The sequence below is a fragment of the Nitratireductor sp. ATLC21 genome, from assembly GCF_057196525.1.
This window is the reverse complement of record NZ_JBXUOU010000001.1, coordinates 104039-118175: the sequence shown is the minus strand read 5'-3', so window position 1 is coordinate 118175 and position 14137 is coordinate 104039. Positions and strand designations below refer to the sequence as shown.

Annotated in this window: 12 protein-coding genes; 6 read left to right on the top strand and 6 right to left on the bottom strand. The window is 60.3% G+C overall.

The window, feature by feature from the left end; genetic code table 11:
* Positions 1-85: 85 nt before the first annotated feature.
* Positions 86-1297 carry an NADP-dependent isocitrate dehydrogenase gene (locus tag AC2CHD_RS00570; protein ID WP_484552212.1) on the top strand — a complete coding sequence of 404 codons (1212 nt, stop codon included), beginning with the start codon at positions 86-88 and terminating at the stop codon, positions 1295-1297.
* 139 nt (positions 1298-1436) lie between these two features.
* On the opposite strand, the gene alaS is transcribed toward AC2CHD_RS00570, so the two are convergent.
* Both alaS and recA read right to left on the bottom strand, forming a co-directional pair.
* Positions 1437-4100 (bottom strand): alanine--tRNA ligase, encoded by a 2664-nt coding sequence (alaS, locus tag AC2CHD_RS00565; RefSeq protein ID WP_484552211.1) that lies wholly within the window; start codon positions 4098-4100, stop codon positions 1437-1439.
* Positions 4101-4317: 217 nt separating this feature from the next.
* Positions 4318-5403 carry a recombinase RecA gene (gene recA / locus AC2CHD_RS00560; RefSeq protein ID WP_229447096.1) on the bottom strand — a complete coding sequence of 362 codons (1086 nt, stop codon included), beginning with the start codon at positions 5401-5403 and terminating at the stop codon, positions 4318-4320.
* Between the two features lie 236 nt (positions 5404-5639).
* Between recA and AC2CHD_RS00555 the strand changes: the two genes are divergently transcribed.
* Together AC2CHD_RS00555 and AC2CHD_RS00550 are read left to right on the top strand one after the other, a co-directional pair.
* Positions 5640-6590 (top strand): carbohydrate kinase family protein, encoded by a 951-nt coding sequence (locus AC2CHD_RS00555; protein WP_484552210.1) that lies wholly within the window; start codon positions 5640-5642, stop codon positions 6588-6590.
* 12 nt (positions 6591-6602) lie between these two features.
* Entirely contained in the window at positions 6603-7520 is a 918-nt protein-coding gene (locus AC2CHD_RS00550) for a pseudouridine-5'-phosphate glycosidase (protein WP_484552209.1), read from the top strand.
* 67 nt (positions 7521-7587) lie between these two features.
* Here AC2CHD_RS00550 and AC2CHD_RS00545 read toward each other — a convergent pair whose 3' ends face one another.
* From AC2CHD_RS00545 to AC2CHD_RS00535, 3 genes are all read right to left on the bottom strand, one after another.
* Positions 7588-8247: a YiaD family glycine zipper/OmpA-like lipoprotein gene (locus AC2CHD_RS00545; protein WP_223020454.1), complete on the bottom strand. Its 660-nt coding sequence runs from the start codon at positions 8245-8247 to the stop codon at positions 7588-7590.
* Positions 8248-8401: 154 nt separating this feature from the next.
* Entirely contained in the window at positions 8402-9478 is a 1077-nt protein-coding gene (locus AC2CHD_RS00540) for a GGDEF domain-containing protein (RefSeq protein WP_229447099.1), read from the bottom strand.
* A gap of 125 nt (positions 9479-9603) precedes the next feature.
* The gene (locus AC2CHD_RS00535) at positions 9604-10434 is read right to left on the bottom strand and encodes an aldo/keto reductase (protein WP_484552208.1); all 831 of its coding nucleotides are present in this window, start codon (positions 10432-10434) and stop codon (positions 9604-9606) included.
* Positions 10435-10521: 87 nt separating this feature from the next.
* Between AC2CHD_RS00535 and AC2CHD_RS00530 the strand changes: the two genes are divergently transcribed.
* Together AC2CHD_RS00530 and AC2CHD_RS00525 are read left to right on the top strand one after the other, a co-directional pair.
* Positions 10522-11520: a heparan-alpha-glucosaminide N-acetyltransferase gene (locus AC2CHD_RS00530; protein ID WP_484552207.1), complete on the top strand. Its 999-nt coding sequence runs from the start codon at positions 10522-10524 to the stop codon at positions 11518-11520.
* Entirely contained in the window at positions 11507-11983 is a 477-nt protein-coding gene (locus AC2CHD_RS00525) for a methyltransferase family protein (protein WP_229447102.1), read from the top strand. Before AC2CHD_RS00530 ends, AC2CHD_RS00525 begins: the two co-directional genes overlap by 14 nt.
* Before the next feature lie 15 nt (positions 11984-11998).
* Here the strand turns inward: AC2CHD_RS00525 and AC2CHD_RS00520 are convergent, their stop codons facing one another.
* The gene (locus AC2CHD_RS00520) at positions 11999-12385 is read right to left on the bottom strand and encodes a MerR family transcriptional regulator (RefSeq protein ID WP_223022609.1); all 387 of its coding nucleotides are present in this window, start codon (positions 12383-12385) and stop codon (positions 11999-12001) included.
* Positions 12386-12955: 570 nt separating this feature from the next.
* Here AC2CHD_RS00520 and AC2CHD_RS00515 point away from each other — a divergent pair.
* Positions 12956-14137 (top strand): MFS transporter, encoded by a 1182-nt coding sequence (locus AC2CHD_RS00515; RefSeq protein ID WP_484553173.1) that lies wholly within the window; start codon positions 12956-12958, stop codon positions 14135-14137.

Genomic DNA, 14137 nt, shown 5'->3' with positions numbered 1-14137 from the left:
TCTGCAAGGGATGCTATAGGGCAGCCGACCTTTGCGCGGCCCCTCTTTGCCGCGTCGTTTTTCACCACAATTGCGGAGCTTTTTCATGGGTAAGATCAAGGTGGACAATCCGGTCGTCGAGCTCGACGGCGATGAGATGACGCGGATCATCTGGCAGTTCATCAAGGAAAAGCTGATCCACCCCTATCTCGACATTGATCTGAAGTATTACGACCTCGGCATCGAGGCCCGTGACGAGACCGACGACCAGATCACCGTCGACGCTGCCGAAGCGATCAAGAAATACGGCGTGGGCGTCAAATGCGCCACCATCACGCCGGATGAGGCGCGCGTGGAGGAATTCGGCCTGAAGCGCATGTATCGTTCGCCCAATGGCACGATCCGCAACATTCTGGGCGGCGTGATCTTCCGCGAGCCGATCATCATGAAGAACGTTCCGCGGCTGGTTCCCGGTTGGACGCAGCCGATCATCGTTGGCCGTCACGCCTTTGGCGACCAGTATCGCGCCACCGATTTCAAATTCCCCGGCAAGGGCAAGCTGACGATCAAGTTCGTTGGCGAGGATGGCCAGACCATCGAGCACGAAGTGTTCGACGCCCCCTCCTCCGGCGTGGCCATGGCCATGTACAATCTTGACGATTCCATCCGCGACTTCGCCCGCGCCTCGATGAACTACGCGCTGATGCGCAAGGTGCCGTGCTACCTCTCCACGAAGAACACGATCATGAAAGCCTATGACGGGCGCTTCAAGGACATCTTCCAGGAGATCTACGAGACCGAGTTCGAGGAGAAGTTCAAGGAAGCCAAGATCACCTATGAGCACCGCCTCATCGACGACATGGTCGCCTCGGCGCTCAAATGGTCGGGTGGCTATGTCTGGGCCTGTAAGAACTATGATGGCGACGTGCAGTCCGACACGGTGGCGCAGGGTTTTGGCTCGCTCGGCCTGATGACCTCGGTTCTGATGACGCCGGACGGCAAGACGGTGGAAGCCGAAGCCGCGCACGGCACGGTGACGCGCCACTACCGCCAGCACCAGAAGGGCGAGGAAACCTCGACCAACTCCATCGCCTCCATCTTCGCGTGGACGCGTGGCCTTGCCCACCGCGCCAAGCTGGACGACAACGAGGAATTGGCAAACTTTGCCCAGACGCTGGAAAAGGTCTGCATCGACACGGTGGAATCCGGTCACATGACCAAGGATCTGGCCCTGCTCATCGGCCCCGATCAGCCCTGGCTCTCCACCACCGGCTTTTTGGACAAGATCGACGAAAACCTGCAGAAGGCCATGGGCTGACCACCAGCCCTTCGCCAGGCAAGACAAAGAGCCGCGGTTTCATCCGCGGCTTTTTTCGTGTTTCCTCGCAGATAACAAAAAACGCGGGCTCACTCCGGGACCCGCGTTTTCCTTTTCGCACCTGCAGGAGGGGGGGGCGCTAGCCTTCCATGGCAGCCTTCACGGCGGCGATGGCGTCGGCAGCTCTGGAGCCATCCGGCCCACCGGCCTGCGCCATATCCGGCCGCCCACCGCCGCCCTTGCCGCCGATGGCAGCGGAGGCGACGCGGACGAGATCGACCGCGCTGAAGCGCTCTGTCAGATCCTTGGTTACGCCGACCACAACGCTCGCCTTGCCCTCTTCGGAGGTTCCCACAAAGACCGTGACGCCGGAGCCGAGCGAGGCTTTGCCATCATCGGCCAGCGGCTTCAGATCTTTTGGCGAAATGCCCTCGACCACCCGGCCCATGAAGCCGACACCGGCGACGGTTTCCCGACCGCCATCCGCTCCCCCGGCACTGCCGCCGCCAAGAGCCAGCTTGCGCTTGGCTTCGGAAAGCTCGCGCTCCAGCCTGCGGCGCTCTTCAAGGATAGTCTCCAGGCGTGCGGTGACATCGGCGGGAGCGACCTTCAATGCGCCTGCAGCGAGCTTCAACTGCTGCTCCTGATGGCCGAGATAGTGGCGAGCCGCATCGGCAGTCAGCGCCTCGATGCGGCGCACGCCTGAGGCAACGGCGCCTTCAGAGACGATGCGGATCAAGCCGATATCGCCGGTCGCCTTCACATGCGTGCCGCCGCAAAGCTCCAGCGAGTAGGTCTTGCCGGCCTTATCGCCTTCGCGCGCGGTGCCCATGGAGACAACGCGCACCTCGTCTCCGTATTTTTCACCAAACAGGGCCATGGCTCCAGCCTCGATGGCATCGTCGACTGCCATCAGATGGGTCTCGACCGGTGCGTTCTGCAGAACGATGGAATTGGCAATGTCCTCGATGCGGGCCAGTTCCTCGTCCGAAATGGGTTTCGGATGCGAAAAGTCGAAGCGCAGGCGCTCGGGCGCCACGAGCGACCCCTTCTGCGCCACATGCGTGCCCAGCACTTCGCGCAAAGCCTCGTGCAGAAGGTGCGTGGCAGAGTGATTGGCACGAATGCGCGTGCGACGCCCATGATCCACCTTCAGCGCGACCACATCACCGGTCCTGACCCTGCCGCTCTCGACACGGCCGAAATGAACCAGAAGCCCGTCACCCTTTTTCTGGGTGTCGGCGACGGCAACGGAAAAGCCTTCGCCCGAAATCAAACCGGTATCGCCCACCTGACCGCCGGATTCGCCGTAGAACGGGGTCTGGTTGGTTACGATGGCCACCTCGTCGCCTTCTGCCGCGTGATCGACCATCGCGCCATCGCGCACCAGCGCGGAAACAACGCCTTCGGCTTCCTCGGTCTCATAGCCCAGAAAATCGCTGCCGCCGGTCTTGTCCTTGACGGCGAACCAGACGGCCTCGGTGGCCGCTTCGCCGGAACCGGCCCAGTTTGCGCGGGCCTCGGCCTTCTGCCGTTCCATCGCGTCATTGAAGCCGCCGAGATCCACATGGATGCCGCGCTGGCGCAGCGCATCCTGCGTCAGATCGAGCGGGAAGCCGTAGGTGTCGTAAAGCTTGAAGGCGGTTTCGCCGTCGAGCAGGTCGCCCTCGCCCATCTCGCTGGTTGCGTCGGACAGCAGCGTCAGGCCGCGCGCCAGCGTCTTGCGGAAACGGGTTTCCTCGAGCTTCAGCGTCTCGGTGATGAGCGCCTCACCGCGCACCAGTTCCGGATAGGCCCGACCCATCTCGCGCACCAGCGCCGGCACGAGGCGCCACATCAGCGGGTCCTTCGAGCCCAGAAGCTGGGCGTGGCGCATGGCACGCCGCATGATGCGGCGCAGCACATAGCCGCGCCCCTCATTGGAGGGCAGAACGCCATCGGCAATCAGAAAGCTGGACGCGCGCAGGTGATCGGCAATGACCTTGTGGCTTGCATGCTGCGCGCCCTCGGCACGCACGCCGGTCGCCTCCTCCGACGCGTGGATGAGCGCGCGGAAAAGATCGATGTCGTAATTGTCATGCACGCCCTGCAGGACAGCCGCCACGCGTTCGAGCCCCATGCCCGTGTCGATGGAGGGCCGAGGCAGGTCTACCCGCTCGTCCGGCGTCACCTGCTCGAACTGCATGAAGACGAGGTTCCAGATCTCGATGAAGCGGTCGCCGTCCTCATCCGGGCTTCCGGGCGGGCCACCGGGAATGTGGTCTCCATGATCGTAGAAGATTTCCGAGCACGGGCCGCACGGGCCGGTATCTCCCATGGCCCAGAAATTGTCGCTCGTCGCGATGCGGATAATACGGTCGTCGGGCAGACCGGCGATCTTCTTCCAGAGGCCGGCGGCCTCGTCGTCCGTGTGGTAGACCGTGACCAGAAGCCGATTGGGATCGAGGCCGAACTCCTTCGTCACAAGGTTCCACGCAAGCTCGATGGCGCGGTCCTTGAAGTAATCGCCGAAGGAGAAATTGCCCATCATCTCGAAGAAGGTGTGATGGCGGGCTGTATAGCCGACATTGTCCAGATCGTTGTGCTTGCCCCCGGCGCGCACGCATTTCTGCGCGGTGACCGCGCGGTCATAGGGCCGCGTCTCCAGGCCGGTAAACACGTTCTTGAACGGCACCATGCCCGCATTGGTGAACATCAGGGTCGGGTCGTTGCGGGGCACAAGCGGGCCAGAAGCCACGATCTCGTGTCCGTTCTTCTTGAAATAGTCGAGAAAGGTCGACCGGATGTCGTTGACGCCACTCATGATTCAGCCTTTGCGAGAAGCCCGCCCAGACAAGCGGGGAACAGAAGCCCGCCTTTTAACGTCAGCGCTCAAGCCTGTCCAGAAATCCCGTCAGGACGCAATCAGGCAAGCAACCGAGGCCGACAAAAAAACACCGCCAACAGGTGGCGGTGTCCTGACTTCATCGGATTAAAGCACGCCGGCCCTGCAGATTGTCAGGGTCAGCGAGAATGCGGTGCTACTCCTCGGCGTCGCCGCCGTCCTGGTCGCCTGGTCCGGTATCATCAAGGAACTTCTCGGCAATCAGGCCTGCATTCTGCCGCAGAGCCAATTCGATCTCCTGCGCCGCCTCTGGATTGTCACGCAGGAACTGCTTGGCGTTCTCACGCCCCTGCCCCAGACGCTGCGAATTGTAGGAGAACCAGGCGCCTGACTTCTCGACAATGCCAGCCTTCACGCCGAGATCGATCAACTCGCCGGTCTTGGATACGCCTTCACCATACATGATGTCGAACTCGACCTGCTTGAAGGGCGGGGCCATCTTGTTCTTCACGACCTTGATACGGGTCTGATTGCCCACCGTCTCATCACGATCCTTGACCGAACCGATACGGCGAATGTCGAGACGCACCGAAGAATAGAATTTTAGCGCATTGCCGCCCGTGGTCGTCTCCGGCGAACCGAACATGACACCGATCTTCATGCGGATCTGGTTGATGAAGATCACCATGGTCTTCGACCGGGAGATGGAGGCCGTGAGCTTGCGCAGCGCCTGGCTCATGAGTCGGGCCTGCATGCCCGGCAGGGAATCACCCATTTCACCTTCGATTTCGGCGCGCGGCGTCAAGGCCGCAACCGAGTCCACGACAATCACATCCAGCGCTCCGGAACGCACGAGTGTGTCGCAGATCTCGAGCGCCTGCTCTCCCGTGTCGGGCTGCGAGATCAGAAGGTTTTCCAGATCCACACCCAGCTTGCGGGCATAGACGGGATCAAGCGCATGCTCGGCATCGATGAAGCCGCAAATGCCGCCCTTCTTCTGCGCTTCAGCGACCGTATGGAGCGCCAGCGTCGTCTTACCGGAGCTTTCCGGACCGTAAATCTCGATAATGCGGCCACGTGGCAGTCCGCCGACGCCCAGTGCAATATCGAGGCCCAGCGACCCGGTGGAGATGGTCTCGATCTCGACCACCTGATCATTGGCGCCGAGCCGCATGATCGATCCCTTGCCGAAGGCACGTTCGATCTGCGATAGCGCCGCATCCAGAGCCTTGGTTTTGTCCACCGAATTATCCTCTACAAGCCGCAATGAATTCTGAGCCATGATACAACACCCCTTCGAGGTCAATGGAGGCGGTTCCGCCAAATCCGCGATAGCCATCTGTACCCTTTTTGTTCTCTTTTTGCAATAGGCATTAGAGCATTGATAAAAATACATAAATACAATTTGTTCTATTTTTGTGCGCACAAGATCACAATCACTGCCCTGATGCACACACCTGGCGCCTGGCTTGAGAGCAGAGGAGCATTCCCGCATCAGGCGATTCGGAAAGCGCCCCTATGAGCGCTACCAAGCGACCGCGTCTGCTTGCCGTCGGCGGTGCCCACATGGACCGTCGCGGACGCCTTGACGCACCGCATATCCCCGCCACCTCCAACCCCGGATGGATGCGCGAAGACGTCGGCGGGGGCATATTTAATGCCGCGCGCACGGCAGTCCGGCGCGGTATGGCCGTGTCACTCCTTTCCCTGCGTGGCGGGGATGCGGCGGGCGAGACGGTGGCACGCGCCATTGAGGACGCCGGCTTCGAAGACCTCTCGGCGACCTTTCTCGACCGCGTGACACCGAGCTACACGGCGATCCTCGATCATGATGGAGAGCTTATCACCGGCCTTGCGGACATGACCCTCTATGATACGGCGTTCGCCAAGCAGTTGCGGCGTTCGAAGATACGGCAGGCCGCGGCTGCGTCCGATGCCATACTCTGCGATGCCAATCTCCCCACGGAAGCGCTGGCGCAGCTGGTCTCCATCCGTGGAGCAGCACCCGTTTATGCAATTGCAGTCTCGCCGGCAAAGGCCGGACGGTTGAGCTCCCATTTTTCCGAACTCTCTGCACTATTCATGAATGCGCGGGAGGCGCGCGGGCTGGCTGGGCTTCCATCCGCAGCCCCCATCCTTCAGGCCGCAAAAACACTTCAGATTTCAGGCTTGCGCGCCGGCGTCATCACCGAGGGCGGCGGTGCCGTGACGGTCTTCACGTCCGCAAACCAGTGGCAGATCGACCCGCCACGGGTAGAGAATGTGGTGGATGTGACCGGCGCCGGCGATGCCCTGGCTGGTGCAAGTGTTGCGGCGCTGGTCCGTGGACTGCCCCTGCAGGAGGCCGCGCGCGAGGGCGTGGCCGCGTCCGGGCTCGCAATTGCCTCTGCCTCGGCAGCGCCTGAATTCGATCATACCGCCTTCAAAGCGGCGCTTGCGCGGGTGCCAGCCCCGCGTCTTGTTTCATAAAGGAGTTCCCCCTTGCGTTCCAACAACATTATCGATGTCCATGCGCCGGTCGCCGAAGCCATTTCCCTAGGAAGGCCGGTGGTGGCGCTGGAAAGCACCATCATCACCCATGGCATGCCCTGGCCACGCAACAATGAAATGGCCAGAGACGTGGAAGCGCTGATCCGCCAGGAAGGCGCGATACCGGCCACGATTGCGGTGGTGGACGGGCGCCTGAAAATCGGCCTTTCGGAGCAGGAACGCGAGGCCCTGGCGCAGGCGACAGATCCAATGAAGCTCTCTCGCGCCGATCTCGCCTTTGCCATCGCCGAGGGCAAAAGTGGGGGCACAACCGTGGCCGCAACGATGATCGCCGCGCACATGGCCGGCATTCACGTTTTCGCCACAGGCGGCATCGGTGGGGTTCACAAGGGTGCAGAGACGAGTTTCGACATCTCGGCCGATCTTGACGAACTGGCGCGGACGCCCGTCATCGTCGTTTCCGCGGGGCCGAAGGCGATCCTCGACACCGAGAAGACGCTGGAGGTGCTGGAAACCCGCGGCGTTCCCGTGGTCACCTATGGCACTGACACAGTGCCAGCCTTCTGGTCGCGCCATTCACCCTACCCCGCTCCATTGCGTCTTGACAGTGCAGAGGCAATCGCGCGCTTTCAGGCGACCCGCACGGCGCTTGGCATCAACGGCGGCATGTTGATTGCCAATCCGGTCCCGGCAGAGGACGAAATCCCCGCAGATGCGATGGCTGGATACATTCTTACGGCTCAACGCGAAGCCGATGAAAAAGGCATTTCAGGCAAGGATGTGACACCGTTCCTTCTGGCCCGTATTCTGGAACTGACAGACGGGGCAAGCCTCGTGACCAATATCGCGTTGGTGAAGAACAATGCGCGGCTGGCGGCAGGCATCGCCAAAGCGATGGCCGCCGGATAGCATGGCCCGCAATGAAAAAAGCCGCCAGCAAACGCCGGCGGCTTTTTTTTGCAGTGTGCGGGAGGGATCAGGCGCCGGTAAGCGGCGACAGTTTGATCTCCACACGCCGGTTTTCTGCGCGACCTTCCGGCGTGGCGTTGGAGGCGATCGGCTGGGATTCGCCCTGACCGATAATCGCGAAACGCTGGCTGCTGTTGCCCTGGCCGATAAGGTAATTCGCGACAGCTCCCGCGCGGCGCTGCGAAAGCTCCAGATTGTAATTCGCATCGCCCGTGGAATCGGTATGACCAAAAACGTCCACCAGCGTGCGATTGTACTTCTGGAGAACCAAAGCGACGGAATTCAGCGTGGAGTAGAAGGCCGGCTGGATGTTGGCCGAATCGGTAGCAAAGGTGATGTTGGAAGGCATATTGAGGATGATGTAGTCGCCCTGGCGGGTGACGCTCACGCCCGTGCCCTGCAGTTGGCCACGCAACTGCGCTTCCTGCTGATCCATGTAAGAGCCGACCGCGCCACCGGCCAGCGCGCCGATGCCTGCGCCAATCAGCGCGTTGCGACGATCATCGCCACCGGCCAGAAGTCCAACGCCTGCACCAGCCAGCGCACCGAGCGCAGCCCCGCCGGCCGTGTTGGAGATCTTCTGCTGACCGGTATAGGGATCCGTGCTGGTCACGCAGCCGGCAGAAAAGCCTGCCACGAGCGCAACTGCGATGGATTTCTTCAACATAGTCCGTGTCCTCACTTGTCAATATCTGCGACGTGAATCGCGCGCAAATCGCCCCTTAAGCCCCGGTGTATCACAAATCGGGCAGAATTCGGCGCAGTTCTCGTCAAACTATATGCGAAGTCGAGAAAAATGCATCCCGGCGCGGGCACGTCTATCAATCGTTTCTGTAGAGCAGCCAATTCTTCATGAATTTGCCCTTGGGAATGCTGGAAAACAGGGTAACGCGGTTTCGCCCATCCACCTTGGAGGCGTAGAGCGCCTGATCCGTCTTGGCGTAGAGTTCGTCGGCATTGGCGGCATCGCTTGCCATGCAAACCCCGAGGGAAATACGAATGGGCCCGCATTTGCGGGCGCCGGAGCCGATAACGAACTCGGCCTTTTCAACGGCGAGCCGCATTGTTTCGGCAAGTTTGACGGTCGCCTCCTCGGTAAGTCCGTCCACGATGATGGCGAATTCCTCTCCACCCGTTCTTGCGACGAAACACTCGTCAACGCATTGGGTTTTGAGGATCTGCGCGACGCCCTGCAAAATCTTGTCGCCGACCGGATGACCATATTGGTCGTTGATGGCCTTAAAGCCGTCGATGTCCGCAAGAATCAGCGCATGAAACATGATCGAACGCTGTTCATCGAAGATGCCGGCCATGCGCTTGTCGAAGGCGCGGCGATTCCAAATTCTTGTTAAGGGGTCGGTGTCGGCAAGCCTCTTGTACCTTTGAAGCTGCGAGCGCATGGCTTCAAGCTCGCTGGATTTTTCTTCCATCGCCTGCGTTATCTGACGCCCCTGAGCGATGGTCGTCTCTGTAGCCGCGGCCATGATGCCGACGATCTTGCGCATGAGATCATGCGAGATGGCGCTGCGACCGCTAAGCCCATTGGAGGTTTGATCGAGAATGACGCCAAATTTCTCCAGGGAACTGCGTTCACGGCCGAGCAGCGACAGAATTTCCTGGGCGCGCGTGGCGATCTGTTCCTGCGCGTCCTCAACAACGGCCTGCCGGTTGTTCTGCGTGAAATATTTCAGCGCCAGCTTGTCCAGTGCGTCCTGGGTGGGCCGACCGTTCAGCGCTTCGAAATCGCGCACGAGATCGCGGTTGGAACCGGTGAAAACCTCGTAAAATATTTCGTAATTGCGCGGCAGACCGGTCACCCCCATGCGCCGCATGGAGCCTGCAATCATGCCGGCAATGTCGGTGGGCCCCTTCTCCGGGGCGCCTGAAGTCTGCAACATGCGCCGTCCACCTTCCCCCAAAGGCATGACTGTCAGACACCACACAGGAGCGGAGCCGATGACAACCGTGAGTACCCTATTTTAGATCAGCTAACGCAGGGTTAACCTGCTGTCTTCCCGGAGGTTCAGACCGGGTCCCATACGGGCGAAAAATCGTAATCGCAGATTCGGCTGCCCCGCTGCCGCAAGGCGGAAATGGACCGCATTTCCTCCTCGCTGAGCGAGAAATCGAAGATGTCCGCATTCTCGGCAAGGCGCCCTGCATTGCTGGTCCGTGGAATGGCGATCACGCCTTCCTGCTGTACATGCCAGCGTAACACGATCTGCGCCGGCGTCTTGCCATAGCGCTCTGCGGGCCCTGCCACTTCCGGTTGTGAGAACAGATCACCGCCCCGTGCCAACGGGCAATAGGACACCATCGCCAAGCCCGCATCGCGGCATGCGGCATAGACCCGGTCCTGATTCAAAAATGGATGATACTCGACCTGGTTTGCAACGAGGGGGGCTTCGGACAGGCGGACAGCCTCTGCCAGAAGAGCCGTCGGGAAATTGGACACGCCTATGTGCCGCGCGGCACCGCTCGCTCTCACGCGGTTCAGGGCTTTCACGCTTTCAGCGAGGTCGATAGCGGGGTTCGGCCAATGGATCAAAAGAAGATCGACCTGATCAACGCCCAACCGGTTCAGGCTTGCTTCCGCCGAGCGCTCAAGCTCGCCACCTGCAATATCGGTCCACCAGACCTTGGTGGTCAGAAAAATATCGTCCCGCTTCACCCCCGAGGCCCGGATGCCTTCGCCCACGGCTTCCTCATTGTCATAGGCAGCAGCCGTATCGATGTGGCGGTATCCAACCTTCAATGCATGCGAGACGAGTTCCGTGCAGGCCTGCCCCTTCAAAGTCCAGGTTCCCATTCCCAAGACCGGGATGGATGCTCCGTTCGCCTCAACTGTCTGCATTGAATACCTCTCCGTCTTTCGGCCACTTTTAGCGCCGACTAATATAATCACAACATAAAACAATAATTATACCGGGGCGACCACACGATGCGGCACCAAGCGGCCGGCAAATCACGCATCGAAATTATCGATGTTGCGCGCGGCGGCGCACTCGTCGCGATGGCAGTCTATCATTTCGGCTGGGACCTTGAGTTCTTTGGCTATATGGATGCAGGCACCACAGTGACCGGCGGATGGCGCCTCTTTGCTCGCGCGATCGCAACCTCCTTTCTGTTTCTGGTTGGCGTCAGTCTGTTTCTAGCTCATGAGAAACACATCCGCTGGACAGGATTCTTGAAACGCCTGGCCATGGTTACGGTGGCTGCGGGCGCAATCTCGGCGGCAACATGGTTCGCATTCCCGCAGGGCTTTATCTTTTTCGGGATTCTGCATCATATTGCGGTGGCAAGCCTGCTCGGCCTTGCCTTTCTGCGCTTTCCGGCCTGGCTTCTTTTGGGGCTCGCCGCCGGGCTGGTGGCCGCGCCTCATATATTTAGTGCGCCATTTTTCGACACGCCGGCTCTGTGGTGGATCGGCCTTTCCACCTTTCGTCCGCCGTCAAATGATTATGTCCCGCTGCTTCCCTGGTTTGGTGCCGTCATCGCGGGCATCGCGACCGCCCGCATTGCAAGAGATACAGGCGCTCTACACTCGATCGCCCTTCTGAAGCCGGGGAATTGGCAGAAGCCCCTCGCCTTTGCCGGCCGCCACAGCCTCGCTTTCTATCTTCTCCACCAGCCAGTTCTTATTGCTTGTGTCTGGGTTCTGGCGCAGCTCTCGCCGCCGGCAGAAGTGCCTGCCGATGTGCGCTTTACCCAAGCATGCATGAGCCAGTGCGCGGAAACGCGCGGTGGCAACTTTTGCGCAACCTACTGCACCTGTTTCACCGACACGCTGGAGGCCGAGGATCGCCTTGATCTGGTCATGTCAGGCAAACCGGAAGAAGAGATGCAAAGCCGCTTGAGCCAAATCGCAACCGAATGCACTATGCGCGCGGAAGTGGGGAGCGATTTCACGCAGGGGGATAGGACCAATGAGCGGCCCTGAACAGCAACCGGCCCGTTTTCCCTGGCCACCGGTCATCTATCTGTCAGCTATCGCCATTGCGGCAACGCTGGGTGTTTTCTATCCGTTGACATGGTTCGGCCCGCCACTGGCCGACATACTTTTTGCGATAGGCTGCCTGCTCATCGTCGGATTTGTGATACTCGACGTGCAGGCCATGCGGACACTCCACAGGGCGGGAACGGCGATCCTGCCTACACGCAGCGCGGATGCACTGGTCACAAGCGGGCCATTCGCCATCAGCCGAAACCCTATCTATCTCGGTAATTCGATGCTTCTTGCAGGCATCGCCCTGGTAACAGGCAATCCCTGGTTTCTTCTCTTGCTCGCCTTTGCCTGCTTCCTGACACAGAAGCTTGCGATCGAGCCCGAGGAACGCCATCTCGCAATGCGGTTTGGGAAAAAATATCGCGATTATCAGAAACGGGTACGTCGCTGGTTCTGATTGGCCGTACCACGATCAGGTGGTCACACCGAGCTCAGCCAGACGCTCGACACAGGCTTCCTCCGCGCGGGCCAATTCTTCAAGCGTATCTTCAAGGTCCCGGCGCTTCTGGCGCAAATCCTGCTGCTTTTCAGAAATACGAGCCAGCATGAGCTTGAGCTGGCCGATCTCTCCGGGCGGCGCCTTGTAAACCTCTATGATCTCGCGAATCTCGGCGATTGAGAAACCGATACTGCGTCCGCGCAAAATCTGCCGCACCAGGTGCCGGTCAGACGGCCGGTAAAGCCGCGTTCGACCGCGCCGCACGGGTTTGATCAACCCTTCATCCTCGTAGAATCGCAGCGTCCGTGTGGAAATCCCGAACTCACGCGTCAGCTCGGTGATGGAGTAGTAATCGCGCATCGCGCCCTGCCCTTTGATGACGGCTCCCCTTTCGCCCGTGCCGGACGATGCCCCAATGGTGAGTGCCGCATTTTCTTCTACCGGGTAATGCGGTAGATCATGATCTGCCGATGCCCGCCCCGCTGCGTCTCCGATCAGGAGCATTTGTTTAGCGAGGAAAAACAAAGTCGCACGGTTCTTACGTAAAAGTCAATTTCTTGAACCGCTAGAGCGAAGACTTGGGGAAAGAGCGTTTTTGAGATGCGGAGGCGTTTCCGGGTGCCGCCTGCTAACGTGAACAATTGTGCTGGCGAAACCGACCACCCAATTGTGGGCGCGCCCGGAACAACCAGCTTCCCTGACCACCGCCGGAAATCGGCAACACCCCACCCGACCGTTCGCATGGACAGGCACCGAAGCGGGCGTGGCCCTACGGGACGATGTATCGCTGAGCTATGACAGCGACGAGTTCGCGCAGATTGAATGGGGCGCGGACAAGACGCTTTCGAACAGGGAACGAGCAGCTTGCAACAGGGCCCCGCCTATAGCGCCAGCGATGCCGTGATCGACGGTTCCTATGCCTGGTTCCGTATGACAATCGCTTTGCTTCTGGGCACGTTCGGCACGGTGGGGCTTTGGGCCTTCGTGGTCGTTCTGCCGCCCATCCAGGCGGAATTTGGCGTCGATCGGGCGGCGGCATCCCTGCCCTATACGAGTACCATGATTGGCTTTGCGCTCGGCAACGTGCTCATCGGGCGGTTTGCGGACAGAATTGGTGTGGCACTGCCCGTGGCCATTGCGGGCGCCCTGCTTGGTGCAGGCTTTGTCGTCTCCAGCTTCACGACTGCTCTCTGGCAGTTCGTCATCCTGCAGGGGCTTATCGGGCTAGGCGGCTCAGCCTGTTTCGGTCCGCTTCTGGCAGACATATCCCACTGGTTCGAGAAGCGGCGGGGCATCGCGGTGGCGGCGGTCGCCTGCGGCAATTATCTGTCCGGTGTCCTTTGGCCAACCGTCATCAAATTCGCGCTGGAACACACGAGCTGGCGGGTCACGTTTCTCGGCATCGGCATTTTCTGCATCGTCAGCATCGTTCCGCTGGCCATGCTCATGCGGGCCAGACCTAATGTAAATCAGGCTGACGACATCGCAGCCATACATTTACGGCGCCCCGGCGGACGAAAACCCATCGACCTGTCCCCTCGCATGCTGCAGGGGCTTCTGGTGCTCGCCGGATTGGGATGCTGTGTCGCCATGTCGATGCCGCAGGTGCACATCGTCGCCTATTGCATCGACCTGGGCTTCGATATCGCGCGTGGTGCCGAGATGCTCTCTCTCATGCTGGGCGCTGGGATTGCCAGCCGACTGATTTCGGGTCTGCTCGCCGACCGCATCGGTGGTGTGCCGACACTTCTGATCGGTTCGGTGCTACAATGCCTTTCATTGTTCCTCTACATTCCCTTCAACGGCCTCGCCTCGCTCTACATGGTGTCGTTCATCTTCGGGCTTTCGCAGGGCGGCATCGTGCCCAGCTACGCGATCATCGTGCGCGAATATCTGCCGGCGCGCGAAGCGGGTCAGCGCATGGGTGTGGTCATCATGGCGACCATTATCGGCATGGCGCTGGGCGGATGGATGTCGGGCTGGATTTATGACCTGACTGGCTCTTATCAGGCCGCTTTCATAAACGGGATTGCCTGGAACCTCAGCAATATGGGCATCGCTTTCTTCATTCTCTATCGCGCGCGCCGCTCGACTACCCCCCTGCCCGCTTGA

Coding starts and splice junctions, on each gene's coding strand:
- AC2CHD_RS00570 (WP_484552212.1), top strand. CDS start 86: ATGGGTAAGATCAAGGTGGACAATCCGGTCGTCGAGCTCGACGGCGAT.
- alaS (WP_484552211.1), bottom strand. CDS start 4,100: ATGAGTGGCGTCAACGACATCCGGTCGACCTTTCTCGACTATTTCAAG.
- recA (WP_229447096.1), bottom strand. CDS start 5,403: ATGGCTCAGAATTCATTGCGGCTTGTAGAGGATAATTCGGTGGACAAA.
- AC2CHD_RS00555 (WP_484552210.1), top strand. CDS start 5,640: ATGAGCGCTACCAAGCGACCGCGTCTGCTTGCCGTCGGCGGTGCCCAC.
- AC2CHD_RS00545 (WP_223020454.1), bottom strand. CDS start 8,247: ATGTTGAAGAAATCCATCGCAGTTGCGCTCGTGGCAGGCTTTTCTGCC.
- AC2CHD_RS00540 (WP_229447099.1), bottom strand. CDS start 9,478: ATGTTGCAGACTTCAGGCGCCCCGGAGAAGGGGCCCACCGACATTGCC.
- AC2CHD_RS00535 (WP_484552208.1), bottom strand. CDS start 10,434: ATGCAGACAGTTGAGGCGAACGGAGCATCCATCCCGGTCTTGGGAATG.
- AC2CHD_RS00530 (WP_484552207.1), top strand. CDS start 10,522: ATGCGGCACCAAGCGGCCGGCAAATCACGCATCGAAATTATCGATGTT.
- AC2CHD_RS00525 (WP_229447102.1), top strand. CDS start 11,507: ATGAGCGGCCCTGAACAGCAACCGGCCCGTTTTCCCTGGCCACCGGTC.
- AC2CHD_RS00520 (WP_223022609.1), bottom strand. CDS start 12,385: ATGCGCGATTACTACTCCATCACCGAGCTGACGCGTGAGTTCGGGATT.
- AC2CHD_RS00515 (WP_484553173.1), top strand. CDS start 12,956: ATGACAATCGCTTTGCTTCTGGGCACGTTCGGCACGGTGGGGCTTTGG.